Below are 13,640 nucleotides of genomic sequence, written 5' to 3'. Positions count from 1 at the left end.
CCGGCCTCACCGGCCCTTGCCGGCTCGTGCCCGTGCCCGGCCCGTGCTCCAGAACGTAACCGTCCGTCCGCCCTTCCGTCCGCCGAATCCGGCGCGGGGGACCATGGGGGCATGAGCGGAGAGCTGTTCCCCCTGCCGGCGGCCGAGATCGCGCCGGGGCGGTGCACGTCCCCGGCTGGCTGGACACGCAGGAGCAGTTGCGGCTGCTGGCCGCCTGTCGGGAGTGGGCGAAGCCCCCCGCCGGGCTGCGGACGGTGCGCATGCCGAACGGCGGACAGATGTCGGTGCGCACCGTCTGCCTGGGGTGGCACTGGTACCCCTACGGCTACGCCCGCACCGTGGTCGACGGCGACGGCGCACCGGTCAAGCCCTTCCCCGCGCCGCTCGGAGCCCTGGCCCGCCGTGCGGTCGCCGCGACGCTGGGGGAGGAGGAGGCGGCCCGTTACGAACCGGACATCGCGCTGGTCAACTTCTACGGCGACGGCGCCCGCATGGGCATGCACCGGGACAAGGAGGAGCGCTCCGCCGCCCCCGTGGTCTCGCTCAGCCTCGGCGACACCTGCACCTTCCGCTTCGGCAACACCGAGAACCGCGGCCGGCCCTGGACGGACGTGGAACTGCGCAGCGGGGACCTGTTCGTCTTCGGCGGCCCCTCCCGCTTCGCCCACCACGGGGTACCCCGCACCTTCCCCGGCACGGCCGAGCCCGTCCTCGGGCTCAGGGGACGGGTCAACGTGACGGTCCGCGCCGGCGGCTTCGGCAACTCCGACAGCTCAGGCGGCTCCGGCCACTGAGCGGACGCGGGCGGCCCGCCCCGTCCCGCCCGTCCGCCTCGTCCGGCCCGTCGTCCGCCGCGTCACCGGCGTGCCCTCACGGCTCGGGCAGGGTCTCCTGCTCGACCTCGCTGCAGGGGGACCGCACCCGCGGCCCGGGGCCGCGGCACTCCGGTCCCAGGCCGTACATCCGCGAGACGCGGTCGGTCAGCGGACGGCGGCACCGCCGGCACCACAGCGGCCGCCGCCCGACGGCCGGCACCGCAGTGTCCGGCAGTGGCTCCTGGCCCGGCTCGAGCCCCGACTCACGGCTGGCATCCATCCCCCGATTCTCCCCCCGCTCCCCGACGCCCCTCCCACAGCCCCACGTCCCCCACAGCCTCCACCGTGACCCCGGCCCCCTCCCCGGCCCGTGGATGCGCACGGATTTTCGCCTGGCGGGGAAACCTGTTCGAACCTGCGGCGGGGCCGTCACCCACCGGAGCGGATTCACCTTCCCAAACCTTCCCCGTCACGCTCCGAAAGCTACTGTGTGGGATCTGTCACCGACCGGTGAACAGCCCACCCCGGGCGGGTTGTTCACCGGTTCCTCCCCGACTCCCTTCCGGCCCCGACGTCCCCGAGGCGGCTATGTCCCCACTCAACCCATCCGCCGAGCAGCCGAGCCGCGGCCCCGCGGACGCCGCCGGCCCGGCGGGGCACCGGGCGGCACGGCGGCACGGGAGGACCCCGTCACGCACCGTCCTGCCCGGCCCCGGGCTGCGCAGCCTCCTCGTCCGCCTCGCCGTCCTCCCCGCCGCGCTGGTGCTGCTGGTCTGCACCGCCGCGTTCGCCGCCCTCCTGCACGCCGGCCCCGGTACCGGACCGCTGTTGCGCCTGGGGGTGCCGGCCGTCGCGTCGGCGGCCGCCGCGCTCCTCGTCCTGTGGGGCGGCACAGTGGCCGGCGCGCAGGCCCGCGAACTGACCGACCGCTGCATCGGGCTGCGCCACGAGAGCGCGCGCGGCCGCACCCGCCTGTACACCCTGCTGGACCGCCTGCGCGCGGGCGAGGAGGTCCGCCCCCGTCCGCCCGGGGCCGTCCCGTACCCCACGGGGGACGAGATCGACCTGCTCGCCCCACGAGATGGAGCGCTCCCGCCGTTCGGCGGAGGCGGTCCTGATCGAGGCCGCCGCGCTCTCCCGGGACGACGGGCACGAGGAGAAGGTGGAGGTCTTCGTCAACCTCGCGCGGCGCCTGCAGTCCCTCGTGCACCGCGAGATCCAGCTGCTGGACGCACTGGAGAACGAGGTCGAGGACCCCGACCTGCTCAAGGGGCTCTTCCACGTCGACCACCTGGCCACCCGCATCCGCAGGCACGCCGAGAACCTGGCCGTCCTCGGCGGCGCGGTCTCCCGCAGGCAGTGGACCGCCCGGTGGCGGTGACCGAGGTGCTGCGCTCGGCGACCGCCGAGGTCGAGCAGTACCCGAGGGTCAAGCTGGTCCGCCGATCGTGGGCACCGTGCAGGGGCACGCGGTCGCGGACGTGATCCACCTGGTGGCCGAACTGGTCGAGAACGCCACGGTGTTCTCGGCCCCGCACACCCAGGTGCTCCTGCGGACCGAAGCGGTCGCGCCGGCCTCGCCGTCGAGGTCGAGGACCGGGGCCTGGGCATGTCGGCCGCCGACCGGATGACGATGAACGCCCTCCTGGCCGACCCCGACCGGGTCGACGTCGCGGAACTCGTGCAGGACGGCCGCATCGGCCTGTTCGTGGTGGCGACCCTGGCCGCCGCCACGGAGTGGTCGTACGGCTCCAGAGCAACATCTACGGAGGGACCCAGGCGGTGCTGGTCCTGCCGACGGAACTCCTGGGAACGGACACCGGGACCGCCGCACAAGCCCCCGCGGCCACCACCGGGCAGGCCACGGCCTCCACCGCCGCCCTCCCCGGAACGCCCCCGGCCCCGGCACGCACCTTCCGCGCCTGCGCCGCTCACGCCCCACACGCCGTCCGCGCACAGGGGGGCCATTCCGGCCGACGACGCCACCGGTGGCACGGACGCCCCCGGACCGGCCGTTTCCCGCCCCTCCCGCACCGGCCGTTCCCGCCGCCGGACCCTCGAGCCTCCGCCCGGTGGGCGGCACGGGCACCTGGACGCACCGGACGACACCACCCTCCACACCGTCCTGCGCGGCGACCCGGACCCGGAACACGGCCCGGTGCACGGCGGCCGCTCCACCGGCGGCCGTCCCGCCGACGGCCCGCCGCCCCTCCCGCACCGGCCCGGGCCGCTCCCGTCCGTCGTCCCGCCGCGGCCCCCGGCCGTCTCCCCGGCCCCCCGCCCCGTCGCCGAGACCGTCCGGGGGACGGGGACGGGGGACCGCCCCCGGCTGCCGCGCCGCAGGCGCCAGGAGCACCCCGCCCCGCAGCCGCGGCACCAACTGCCCGCCGCCCGGCCGGCGGAGGAGTACGTCGGGCACGACCCCGGCCTCATGGCGGCCTTCCGCAGGGGGGTCAGCCTCGCCGACGAACCCGACACCGACACCCCTTGACCCGCCGCACCCCGCACCCCACACCCCCACCCCGCACCCGCACCCCGCGCTCCCGCGAGTCCCCCGCGCCCGGCCGCACCCGCGTCCCGCGGCCGGCCGCACCCCGGCCCCGTCAGGGCCCCGTCAGGGCAGCCGAGAACCGGCCGAACCGCCCCCTACACCGAGGAGACCCACGTCCATCATGGCGACCGACATGCACACCGGGCAGGCGACCGACCTGACCTGGCTGCTGAGCGGCCTGGCCCACCGGGTCCCCCACACCCGCAGCGTCCTGCTGCTCTCCTCCGACGGCCTCGTCAGGTCGGCGCACGGCCTGGACGTCGACGGCGCCGACCACCTGGCGGCCCTCGCCTCCGGCCTGTACTCGCTGGCCCGCAGCGCCGGCACCCGCTTCGGCAGCGGGGGAGAGGTGCGCCAGGTGGTGGTGGAACTCGACACCAGCCTGCTGTTCGTCTCCACCGCGGGGTCGGGCGCCTGCCTCGCCGTGCTGGCCGCCAGGCAGGCCGACGCCGCGGTGCTCGGCTACGAGATGGCGATGCTGGTCAAGAGCGTCAGGCCGTACCTGTCGATCCCGCCGCGCCAGGGGCCGTTCCCCCACGAGGAGCCCCTTCCCCACGAGGGACCCTTCCCGCACCACGAACCGGGGTTGTGAGCGTGGCCCTCGTGCAGGAGAAACCCTGGCTCGACGACGACGCCGGCCGCCTGGTCCGCCCCTACACGGTCAGCGACGGCCGGACCCGGCCGACCAACCGCTTCGACCTGCTCACCCTCGTCATGGCCACCGGCCGGCCGCCCCGCGCCCACCTGGGCCCCGACCACGACCGGACGCTGGACCTGTGCGCGGGGCCCATCACGGTGGCCGAGGTCGCGGCCCACCTGAGGCTGCCCGCCGCCGTCGCCAAGGTCCTGCTGTCCGACCTGGTGGACTGCGGCGCGCTGACCGCCCGGACCCCGGCGGTGACGGCCCCCGCCGACGACCGACCACTGCTGGAGGCGGTGCTTCGTGGCCTTCGCCGACGGCTCTGAGACCCGTTGCGACCGGACCCCTCCCGGCCCCTCCCGCACGGTCTTCCCGACACCGCTGAAGGTCCTGGTCGCCGGCGGGTTCGGCGTCGGCAAGACCACCTTCGTCGGCGCGGTCAGCGAGATCGAGCCCCTGCGGACCGAGGAACTGGTGACCCGGACGAGCGAAGGCACCGACAGCCTGGCCGGGGTCGAGTCCAAGGCCACCACCACCGTGGCGATGGACTTCGGCCGGATCACCCTGGACACCCACTACGTGCTCTACCTGTTCGGCACACCGGGCCAGGAACGCTTCCGGTTCATGTGGGACGAGCTCTTCGAGGGAGCCCTGGGCGCGGTGGTGGTCGCCGACACCCGGCGCCTGGCGGACTCCTTCGCCGCCGTCGACTTCTTCGAGCGCCGGGGCGTCGCCTTCGTCGTCGCGGTCAACCGGTTCGACGGGTCGTACGACTACACGCCGGAGGAGGTCAGCGCCGCCATGGACCTGCGGCCCGAGGTGCCCGTCGTGACCTGCGACGCGCGGCGGACCGGCCCGGCCACCGGCGTGCTCGCAGCCCTCGTCCAGCACCTGATCGACAACGCCACCCGGCCGATGGGGGGAACCGACCGACCATGACCGACTACGACCCCGTCGGCCACATTCTGCTCACCCCCGCCGACCCCGACGCGTCCTGCCGCGCCCGGAGACTGCGGCGGCTCGGCCTCGGGGACCGCCCCGCCCCCGCCCTCGACGACTTCGCCCGCACCCTCGCCCGGACCGCCCGCACGCCCTGGGCGATGGTCACCTTCGTCGGCGAACGGCACCAGTACTTCGCCGGCATCCTGGCACCTGCGGGCCTCCCGTACGACGGAGGCCTCCCGCAGGCCGGGCGTGCCGCGGACCGGGGCCGGCGCGTGCCCCTGGACCACGGATTCTGCCCGTACGTCGTGGTGCGCCGGAAAGCCCTGGTGCTGGACGACGTCCGCGACTACCCGCGCTTCGCCGGGAACCCGGTCGTCGACGAGCTGGGCATCAGGTCCTACATGGGCGCGCCGCTCGTCGACCACCACGGGCAGGTCCTCGGGAGCGCGGCGGTCATGGACCACGAACCCCGGCCGTGGGGCAGGCAGGGGCTCGGGACCATCAAGGCGATGGCGCGCGAACTGGCCGACGGGATCTCCCCGCCGCCCCGGGGCGCCGCCCCCGCGCAAGCACCGTACGGCCTCGCGCAAGCACCGTACGGCCCCGCGCAAGCACCGTACGGCCCCGGAGGAACCCCGTACGGCGGGACATGGTCCGCGTACGGCGACGCCGGGGCGTACGGCGGTTAGGGGCGGCGGACACCCTCACGCCCGCCGCAGCCGCAGGAAGGCGCCGATCCGTTCGCGCAGCCCGCGCGGGTCCAGTCCGTGCGCGGCCAGGTGGTCCTGCATCGTGCCGTAGTGCCGCAGCTCCTCCTGGGCCGTGCCCAGCCCCAGGACCCGGTGCGGCACGTCCTCCAGCGCGGCGGCGGCCCACCGGGTGGAGGTGCCCGCCAGGTAGGGCTCGACCAGCACCACGTCGGCCGCGTCCGCCCCGGCCGCCGCCGCACGCAGGCCGGCCGCGTCGAACGGCCGGACGGTGGCGGCGTACAGCACGGACACGTCCAGCCCCTCCACGGCCTCCAGCACCGGGTCGAGCATCGGCCCGACGGCCACGACCACCCCGCCGCGCCCCTCCCGCACCGGCTCGAAGACTCCCGGCACCACCCTCCGAGGCCGCGCGTTCTCCTGCAGCGACAGCCGCAGGTACACCCGGCCGTCGCCCCCTCCGTCGTTCACGGCGTGACGCAGCAGCGCCTCCGCCTCGTCCGGGTGGCCCGGTACGTGCACCGTCCACCCGTCGAGGGTGTCCAGCAGGGCCACGTCGCCGGGCGCCATGTGGGTGCGGCCGGCCGTCGGCATGTCGTAGGAGCCGCCCGCGCTCACCAGCACCGCCCCCACGCCCTGGTGGTTCAGGTCCAGCTTGACCTGCTCGAAGGGCCGCTCCACCAGGAAGCTGGAGAAGGTGTGCACGACCGGCCGCATCCCGGTCAGCGCCAGCCCTCCGGCGACACCGATCATCAACTGCTCCCGGATGCCGACGTTGACCACCCGGTCCGGGTGCTTCTCCATGGCGTCGCGGAAGGCGGCGGCGCTGATGTCGGCGAGGACGACGGCCAGGCGCGGTTCCTCGTCCAGCAGCGCGCCGGTCACGGCGGCGAACCGCTCGCGCGCGGTGTCACGGGCGGACGCGGCGGGGGCAGCGGGAGCAGGGGCGGTTGCGGTTGTAGTCATGACAGGTCTCTCCTCGGGGTACTGCGGGACGGAAGGGGGCGGAGTGCGCGGGTCGGCCGTGACGGGGATCAGTGCGCGGAGGGCTTCGGCTCGACGCGGGCGACGACGGCGTGCGGCCGGCCCGGGCGGGCGGCGGTGAACGCCGAGTACAGGGCCTCGTGGTCGCGGCCGTCCACGGTCACCGCGGACCAGCCCTCGGCCTCGAAGCGGGAGGCCAGGCCGCCGCGCCAGCCGTGGGTCGCGGAGTCGTTGTCGACGACCACGGCGCGCAGGTTCTCCAGCCCGGCCGCCCCGGCGTAGGCGACGGCCTCGTGGTTGCTGCCCTCGTCCATCTCGGCGTCGCCGGCCAGCACCCACACCCGTGGGTCGGTCAGGCCCTGGGCCCGCAGTCCCAGGGCCGTGCCCACGGCCAGTCCCAGGCCGTGGCCGAGCGAGCCGGACCCGATCTCGACACCGGGCACCAGCAGCCGGTCGGGGTGGTGGCCCAGCGGGGAGTCGAAGGCGCCGAAGCCGGACAGGGTCTCCTCGTCGAGGAATCCCTTCGCGGCGAGCACCGCGTAGTACGCCATGGGGCCGTGGCCCTTCGAGAGCAGGAAGCGGTCCCGGTCGGGGGCGTCGACGGTCTGCGGCGACACGCGCAGCACGCGGTCGTACAGGACCCACAGGACGTCCAGCGTCGAGGTCGCGGCGGAATCGTGCTTCTCGTCGCCCGTCATCAGCGCCATCAGGCGCGGCAGGTCCTCGTAGGAGCGGGACGGGGCAGCGTTGCCAGGGGTGCGCTCGTGGGCGCTCACGCCCTTGGCGGTGATCGTGTTCGGAGTCATGACGACAGCGTTCAACCTCAAGCAAGGTTGAGGTCAAGCGGGTGCCCGGACCCCGCCGGGCCCGGGGGCCGGCCCGGCCCGGGGTGCCGGCCCGGGCACCGCAGCGCCCCCGTCGGAGGGCTGGGCAGGGATCAGCCGTCCACCTTGAACGGATCGTGCTCGGCGAGCAGCTTGTCGAGCCTCGCCTGGTCGACCCTGCTGACCACCTGGTGCGCCTCCTCCTTGTCCCGCACGACCTTGGCGAGGGTGAACGCCGACGTGATCACGTAGAGCAGCCCGAGCCCGAGGAAGGCCCTGACCCACACGTTCACGTCGAGGAAGAAGATGCCGACGGCCACCGCCGTCGCCGACACGGCGAACGAAATCGCGGCCTGGGCGAAGAAGGCGCCGGTGTTCTGCTGCCGCACAGGGGCTCCAGTCATGTCCGGAAGGATCCACCGGCACGGTGCGGGACACATGAGTACGGCTACTCATCTTCCGCCGCGGCCGGCCGTGCCCCGGGGCCGCCGGCCGGGTCCGCCGGTCCGCCGGCAAGGTGCGGCCGATCCGCCGGCGGGCACCGCCCGGACCGGCTCCGGCGGGTGTCGTGGCCGGTCCGGACGGGTGGTGTCTGCGAGCACCCCCTCAAGTGCGCTATTGTTCTCGTGCGCGGTCAACCGGGGAAAGCCCCGGGGGAACGAGCACCGGGACGTGGCGCAGCTTGGTAGCGCACTTGACTGGGGGTCAAGGGGTCGCAGGTTCAAATCCTGTCGTCCCGACGGTGCAGGAAGCCCGCTGGGCTGGAGGGAAACTCCAGATCAGCGGGCTTTCGCGTGTCCGGAGGCCGGATCGGCTGACGAGTCGCGGATGCCGCCGAGGCTTCTCCTCCGGGACCATCTCGGGACCAGGCATCTCCCGTCCGGCCGGGGGATGTGCGTTGAGCGCGGCCCTCGCCGGCTCGGACGAGCGGCGGTCCGGGCGGAGGTACCGCCGAGCGGTGGTGGGCGAGCCGTACCCGGCGGTCTTCCGCAGCACATGCAGCGGGCCCCCGGTATCCGCTGTCCGAGTGAGATCCGTGTGCCGCGGGTTGTGCCTCTGCAGGCGTTCGTGACCGAGTTCGGTCGCCGCCTCGCCCCGGTGCGCGGCGTCCCGCAGGACGGCGGTCGTGGTCCGGCCGGAGTGGCCCGAGTGGCTTGAGTGGCCGGTGGAGGAGCCGGAACGGAGGCCGGGGCACGCAGGTGGGCGAAGGTCCAGTGGTGGGCACCGGCGCGGGGTGCCGCGGTCCCGGCGCGCCGTTTCCGTGTCTCGCCGAGCGTGGCGCTGACCTCGCGGATCCCGTACCGGATGGGCGGGCGGGCGGTGCGGGTGCCGGCGTGCCGGGCCGCCGGGCGGGCCTGCGGGGACGGGGCCTGCGGGCCGGGCGGGGGCCTGTGCCCGCCCGGGGCCGGAACCTGCCCAGGATCTGCGCCCGCCCGGGGCCGGGGTCGGGGCTTGGTCCCGGTGCGGGGGCGCTCCGGTGGTGCGGGGTCAGGCCTTTGCGCGCTTCGGGCGCAGGAGGAAGAGGGCTGCGGCAGAGGCCAGCGCGATGATGCCGGTGCCGACGCTGATGGCGATCTGCTTGCCGCCGTCGAAGGCGAAGCTGGTGGAGGCGTTGACGGCGACGGCGGCCACGAGCAGGACCCAGAGCAGAGCCTTCATGACGTTCCCTTCATCGGTGCGGTGCGGTGCGGTGGGGCCCGGCGGCCCCGCCGGCACCACGATGCCTTCCCGGGCCGGGGCGGATCGATGGGGCACTGTCCCCGATCCGGGGTGTAGCGGGCTACACCCCCTGCCGGTGGCGCACACACCTCCCCGTTCCGAACGGGCCGCTTAGTCTGATCGTCATGGATGAGAGGCCGTGGCTCGAGCGGCGTGCGACGGAACAGTTGTTGAGAACGGCCGGACTGGCGCTGGCCTCGCTGCTGTTCCTGCCCCTTCTGGTGTTCACCGCGGTCGCAACCCTCATGGTGGTCGGGGCCGGGGCGCTGCCCGAGACCGTCCTGCTGCTGCGCAGGGTCGCGGGGTTCAAGCGCCGCGAGGTCGAGCGGTGGACCGGTGAAGCCGTCCCCGAGCTGTACGTGCCGCTCGTCGGCGACCTCGGTGTGCGGGTGCGTACCGCGGTCGGGGACCCGGGCACCTACCGCGATCTGCGCTGGCTGGCCGTGCACTTCCTGTACGGCTGGCTGCTGGCGTGCGCGGCCCTCGTCGTGTGGGTCTTCGGCGTCCTGGTGGACGGCGTGTGGTGCGGGGTGCTGGGGCGCCGGGCCGTGGTGCTGCCGCTCGTCGGCCGGCTCGCCGACCTGGACTCCGCTTGGTCGCGGGCGCTGCTGGAACCCTCCGCGGACGCCCGGCGCAGCGCCGAACTCGCGGACCGCGTCGAGGAGCTGACCGCCACCCGCGCCGACGCCGTCGCCGCGCACGGCGCCGAGCTGCGCCGTATCGAACGCGACCTGCACGACGGCACCCAGGCCCGTCTGGTCGCCCTGTCCATGCGCGTGGGCCTGGCCCGCCGGGCGTACGAGACCGACCCGGACGCCGCCCGCAGGCTCCTCGACGACGCCCAGGAGCAGGTCGAGGAGGCGCTCGTCGAGCTCCGGCACGTGGTCCGCGGGATCCACCCGCCGATTCTGACCGACCGGGGGCTGGTCGGCGCGGTCCGGGCGCTGGCGGCCGGCAGCGGCCTGGACGTCGAGGTGACCGAGGAGGGCGTCGAGGACGGTCCCCGTCCGCCCGCGGCCGTGGAGGCCGCCGCCTACTTCGCGGTGGCGGAGTCGCTGACCAACGCCGCCAAGCACAGCGGGTCGCGGCGCGCTCGGGTGGAACTCGCGCGCACTCCGCGTGCGTTGAGGGTCTCGGTGCGTGACGAGGGGAAGGGCGGCGCCGACGAGTCGCGCGGCAGCGGGCTGCTCGGTGTGCGGCGGCGGACGGCCGCTCTCGACGGCATCGTGCAGATGTCCAGCCCCGCCGGGGGGCCGACCGTGATCGAAGTGGAGCTTCCGTGCGTGTGGTGATCGCCGAGGACAACGCGCTGCTGAGGGAGGGGCTCGTCCTGCTCCTCACCTCCGCCGGGCACGAGGTGGCGGCGGTGGCCGCCAGCGGTCCGGAGGTGCTGCCCGTCCTGCTGGAGCACCGCCCCGACGTCGCCGTACTGGATGTGCGGATGCCCCCGGGCTTCCGCGACGAGGGGCTGCGGGCCGCGCTCGCGGCGCGCGCGGAGATCCCCGGGCTGCCGGTCCTGGTGCTCTCCCAGTACGTGGAGGAGACGTACGCCGCCGAACTGCTGGGCGGCGGCGCGAGCGGGGTCGGCTACCTGCTCAAGGACCGGGTCGGCCGGGTCGACGAGTTCCTCGACGCCCTCGAGCGCGTGGCGGCCGGGGGCACCGCCCTGGACCCCGAGGTGGTGTCCGAACTGCTCGCCGCCCGCAAGGACGACCCCGTCGACAGCCTCACCCCGCGGGAGCGGGAGGTGCTCCGGCTCATGGCGGAGGGGCGGGACAACGCCACGATCGCGGCTCACCTGGTGGTCACGGAGCGGGCCGTCAGCAAGCACATCGGGAACGTGTTCCTCAAGCTGGGCCTGACGCCGAGCGACAGCGGCCACCGCCGCGTCCTGGCCGTCCTGGCCTACTTGAACAAGCGGTTCCGCACCTGAGGCGTTCCCGCGGCCCGGTGACGCGTACCTGGGACGTTCGTGCCGGACCCGTGCGCGGCCCGCTTCCCCCGGGGCCCCGTCCCCTCCCCGCGCCCTCCCGGTGCCTCTCCTGGGCCGGTTCCTGACGGCACGGGAGGACCGGCCGGCCGCCCCGGCCCGTTATCGGGTCGGGGCGGTGGCGGGCCCGGGCCCCGTTCCCCGGCTCAGGCGGCGGCGCGGAAGCCGCGCAGGCGCAGGCTGTTGCCGACGACGAAGACCGAGGAGAACGCCATGGCGGCTCCGGCGATCATGGGGTTGAGCAGCCCGGCGGCGGCCAGCGGCAGGGCGGCCACGTTGTAGGCGAAGGCCCAGAACAGGTTGGACTTGATGGTGGCCAGGGTGCGGCGGGCCAGCCGGACGGCGTCGGCTGCGGCGCGCAGGTCGCCGCGGACCAGGGTCAGGTCGCCGGCCTCGATGGCGGCGTCGGTGCCGGTGCCCATGGCCAGGCCGAGGTCGGCCTGGGCCAGGGCCGCGGCGTCGTTGACGCCGTCGCCGACCATGGCCACCGAACGCCCTTCGGCCTGGAGGCGCTTGACGACGTCGACCTTGTCCTGCGGCATGACCTCGGCGATCACCTCGTCGATGCCGACCTCGGCGGCGACGGCCTCGGCCACGGCGGTGTTGTCGCCGGTGAGCAGGATCGGGGTCAGCCCCAGTTCCCGCAGCCGTGCGACGGCCTCGGCGCTGGTGGGCTTGACGGCGTCGGCGACCTCCAGCACGGCCCGCGCCTCCCCGTCCCAGGCCACCGTGACGACGGTCCGGCCGGCGGCCTCGGCCTCGCGCTTGGCGCGCTTCAGCGCGGCGGGCAGTTCCATCGCCCACTCGGCCAGCAGCGCCTCGCGTCCGACGAGGACGGCGTGGCCGTCGACGACGCCCTGGACGCCGAGCCCGGGGACGTTGGCGAAGTCCTCCGGGGAGGGCAGGGCGCCGACGCGCTCGGCGGCACCGGCGGCCACCGCCCGGGCGATGGGGTGCTCGGAGGCGTGCTCGAGGGCGCCGGCCAGCCGCAGGACCTCGGTCTCGTCCTGGCCGTCGGCGGTGTGCACGGCCAGCAGGGTCATCCGGCCGGTGGTGACGGTGCCGGTCTTGTCCAGCACGACGGTGTCCACCCGGCGGGTGGTCTCCAGGACCTCGGGGCCCTTGATGAGGATGCCCAGCTGGGCGCCGCGGCCGGTGCCGACCATCAGGGCGGTCGGGGTGGCCAGGCCCAGGGCGCACGGGCAGGCGATGATCAGGACAGCGACGGCGGCGGTGAAGGCGGCCGTCCAGCCGGCGCCGCTGCCGAGCCAGAAGCCGAGGGTGGCGACGGCCAGGGCGATGACGACGGGCACGAAGACGGCGGAGATGCGGTCGGCCAGCCGCTGGGCGGCGGCCTTGCCGTTCTGGGCGTCCTCCACCAGCTTGGCCATCCGCGCCAGCTGGGTGTCCGAGCCGACCCGGGTGGCCTCGACGACGAGGCGTCCGCCGGCGTTGAGGGTGGCGCCGGTGACGGTGTCGCCGACCGCGACCTCCACGGGGACGGACTCGCCGGTGAGCATCGAGGCGTCCACCGCCGAGCTGCCCTCGACGACGGTGCCGTCGGTGGCGATCTTCTCCCCGGGCCGGACCACGAACCGGTCGCCGACGGCCAGCTCCGCGGTGGGGATCCGCTCCTCGCGGCCACCGCGCAGCACGGTGACCTCCTTGGCGCCCAGCTCCAGCAGCGCCTTCAGCGCGGCCCCGGCCTTCCGCTTGGACCGGGCCTCGAAGTACCGCCCGGCCAGGATGAACGCGGTCACGCCTGCGGCGGCCTCGAGGTAGATGTTCCCCGCCCCGTCGCTGCGTGCGACGGTGAACTCGAAGCCGTGGGTCATTCCCGGGACGCCCGCGGTGCCGAAGAACAGCGCCCACAGCGACCACAGGAACGCGGCGCCGGTACCCACCGAGATCAGGGTGTCCATGGTGGCGGCGCCGTGGCGGGCGTTGGTGAACGCCGCGCGGTGGAAGGGCCAGGCCGCGTAGGTGACCACCGGCGCGGTCAGGGTCAGCGAGAGCCACTGCCAGTACTCGAACTGCCAGGCGGGCACCATCGCCAGGGCGATCACCGGCACGGCCAGCGCCACGGCGGTGACGAGGCGCCGGCGCAGCGGCTGCAGCTCCGCGTCCTCCCGGTCCGCGGCGTCCCCGGCCGGGCCCTCGCGGCCGTCGGCTCCGGAGGGGGCGGGCGGGGCGGCGGTGTAGCCGGTGGCCTCCACCGTGGCGATCAGGTCGTCCACCGCGATGTCCTCGCGGTAGGTGACCTTGGCCTTCTCGGTGGCGTAGTTGACGGTGGCCTCCACCCCGTCCATGCGGTTGAGCTTCTTCTCGATGCGGGCGGCGCACGAGGCACAGGTCATGCCGCCGATGGCGAGTTCGACCTCGCTGGTGGAGGGGGTCGCGGTGGTGGTCATCACTGCTCCTCGGGCTGGATGACGGCGGCGTGCGGGACCCGGACGGGCCGGGGC

General features: G+C 74.9%; 16 protein-coding genes, 1 tRNA gene and 1 pseudogene. 11 read left to right on the top strand and 7 right to left on the bottom strand.

Translation table 11 applies throughout. From position 1 onward, the window contains the following. Positions 1-111 precede the first annotated feature (111 nt). Positions 112-794, top strand: a pseudogene (locus tag GQS52_RS03605) (alpha-ketoglutarate-dependent dioxygenase AlkB). A gap of 76 nt (positions 795-870) precedes the next feature. Here GQS52_RS03605 and GQS52_RS03600 read toward each other — a convergent pair. Both GQS52_RS03600 and GQS52_RS03595 read right to left on the bottom strand, forming a co-directional pair. Continuing rightward, positions 871-1,095, bottom strand: coding sequence for a DUF6011 domain-containing protein (locus tag GQS52_RS03600; RefSeq protein WP_182311627.1), 225 nt, complete (start codon positions 1,093-1,095; stop codon positions 871-873). 410 nt (positions 1,096-1,505) lie between these two features. Further along, on the bottom strand, positions 1,506-1,763 hold the full coding sequence (locus GQS52_RS03595) for a hypothetical protein (protein ID WP_182311626.1): 258 nt from the start codon (positions 1,761-1,763) through the stop codon (positions 1,506-1,508). A 133-nt stretch (positions 1,764-1,896) separates the two neighbouring features. Here GQS52_RS03595 and GQS52_RS03590 point away from each other — a divergent pair, with 133 nt between their 5' ends. The 7 genes from GQS52_RS03590 (at position 1,897) to GQS52_RS03560 (ending at position 5,640) form a co-directional block, all read left to right on the top strand. Then, positions 1,897-2,196: a hypothetical protein gene (locus GQS52_RS03590; protein WP_182311625.1), complete on the top strand. Its 300-nt coding sequence runs from the start codon at positions 1,897-1,899 to the stop codon at positions 2,194-2,196. A 67-nt stretch (positions 2,197-2,263) separates the two neighbouring features. Next, positions 2,264-2,446: a hypothetical protein gene (locus tag GQS52_RS03585; protein ID WP_182311624.1), complete on the top strand. Its 183-nt coding sequence runs from the start codon at positions 2,264-2,266 to the stop codon at positions 2,444-2,446. Next, the gene (locus tag GQS52_RS03580) at positions 2,425-3,306 is read left to right on the top strand and encodes a hypothetical protein (protein WP_182311623.1); all 882 of its coding nucleotides are present in this window, start codon (positions 2,425-2,427) and stop codon (positions 3,304-3,306) included. The genes GQS52_RS03585 and GQS52_RS03580 overlap by 22 nt, the downstream gene beginning before the upstream one ends. A 181-nt stretch (positions 3,307-3,487) precedes the next feature. After that, a complete protein-coding gene (locus GQS52_RS03575; RefSeq protein WP_182311622.1) occupies positions 3,488-3,958 on the top strand; it encodes a roadblock/LC7 domain-containing protein in 471 nt (156 codons plus the stop codon). Then, positions 3,955-4,332, top strand: a complete 378-nt coding sequence (locus tag GQS52_RS03570) for a DUF742 domain-containing protein (protein ID WP_182311621.1) — start codon at positions 3,955-3,957, stop codon at positions 4,330-4,332. Before GQS52_RS03575 ends, GQS52_RS03570 begins: the two co-directional genes overlap by 4 nt. Before the next feature lie 55 nt (positions 4,333-4,387). Further along, positions 4,388-4,945, top strand: a complete 558-nt coding sequence (locus tag GQS52_RS03565; protein WP_259371030.1) for an ATP/GTP-binding protein — start codon at positions 4,388-4,390, stop codon at positions 4,943-4,945. Then, positions 4,942-5,640, top strand: coding sequence for a GAF domain-containing protein (locus tag GQS52_RS03560; RefSeq protein ID WP_182311619.1), 699 nt, complete (start codon positions 4,942-4,944; stop codon positions 5,638-5,640). Before GQS52_RS03565 ends, GQS52_RS03560 begins: the two co-directional genes overlap by 4 nt. Before the next feature lie 15 nt (positions 5,641-5,655). On the opposite strand, the gene GQS52_RS03555 is transcribed toward GQS52_RS03560, so the two are convergent. The 3 genes from GQS52_RS03555 to GQS52_RS03545 all read right to left on the bottom strand — a co-directional run bounded on the left by GQS52_RS03555 (position 5,656) and on the right by GQS52_RS03545 (position 7,870). Next, positions 5,656-6,624, bottom strand: a complete 969-nt coding sequence (locus GQS52_RS03555; RefSeq protein WP_182311618.1) for a transketolase — start codon at positions 6,622-6,624, stop codon at positions 5,656-5,658. A 68-nt stretch (positions 6,625-6,692) separates the two neighbouring features. After that, positions 6,693-7,349 (bottom strand): transketolase, encoded by a 657-nt coding sequence (locus tag GQS52_RS03550; RefSeq protein WP_259371029.1) that lies wholly within the window; start codon positions 7,347-7,349, stop codon positions 6,693-6,695. Positions 7,350-7,579: 230 nt separating this feature from the next. After that, positions 7,580-7,870 carry a YiaA/YiaB family inner membrane protein gene (locus tag GQS52_RS03545; RefSeq protein ID WP_182311616.1) on the bottom strand — a complete coding sequence of 97 codons (291 nt, stop codon included), beginning with the start codon at positions 7,868-7,870 and terminating at the stop codon, positions 7,580-7,582. 262 nt (positions 7,871-8,132) lie between these two features. Between GQS52_RS03545 and GQS52_RS03540 the strand changes: the two genes are divergently transcribed. After that, positions 8,133-8,206, top strand: a tRNA-Pro gene (locus tag GQS52_RS03540). A 748-nt stretch (positions 8,207-8,954) separates the two neighbouring features. Here GQS52_RS03540 and GQS52_RS03535 read toward each other — a convergent pair. Then, complete coding sequence (locus tag GQS52_RS03535) at positions 8,955-9,125, bottom strand: hypothetical protein (RefSeq protein ID WP_182311615.1); 171 nt, start codon at positions 9,123-9,125, stop codon at positions 8,955-8,957. A 185-nt stretch (positions 9,126-9,310) separates the two neighbouring features. Between GQS52_RS03535 and GQS52_RS03530 the strand changes: the two genes are divergently transcribed. Together GQS52_RS03530 and GQS52_RS03525 are read left to right on the top strand one after the other, a co-directional pair. Continuing rightward, positions 9,311-10,477, top strand: a complete 1,167-nt coding sequence (locus tag GQS52_RS03530; RefSeq protein WP_182311614.1) for a histidine kinase — start codon at positions 9,311-9,313, stop codon at positions 10,475-10,477. Beyond that, on the top strand, positions 10,465-11,118 hold the full coding sequence (locus tag GQS52_RS03525; RefSeq protein ID WP_182311613.1) for a response regulator transcription factor: 654 nt from the start codon (positions 10,465-10,467) through the stop codon (positions 11,116-11,118). The genes GQS52_RS03530 and GQS52_RS03525 overlap by 13 nt, the downstream gene beginning before the upstream one ends. Before the next feature lie 203 nt (positions 11,119-11,321). Here GQS52_RS03525 and GQS52_RS03520 read toward each other — a convergent pair whose 3' ends face one another. Further along, positions 11,322-13,586 (bottom strand): heavy metal translocating P-type ATPase, encoded by a 2,265-nt coding sequence (locus GQS52_RS03520; protein WP_182311612.1) that lies wholly within the window; start codon positions 13,584-13,586, stop codon positions 11,322-11,324. Between the last annotated feature and the right edge of the window lie 54 nt (positions 13,587-13,640).

The sequence above is a fragment of the Streptomyces sp. SCUT-3 genome, assembly GCF_014083985.1.
Lineage (GTDB): Bacteria > Actinomycetota > Actinomycetes > Streptomycetales > Streptomycetaceae > Streptomyces_H > Streptomyces_H thermolineatus.
The sequence above is the reverse complement of the archived record's forward strand: the minus strand, read 5'-3'. Positions and strand labels throughout refer to the sequence as shown.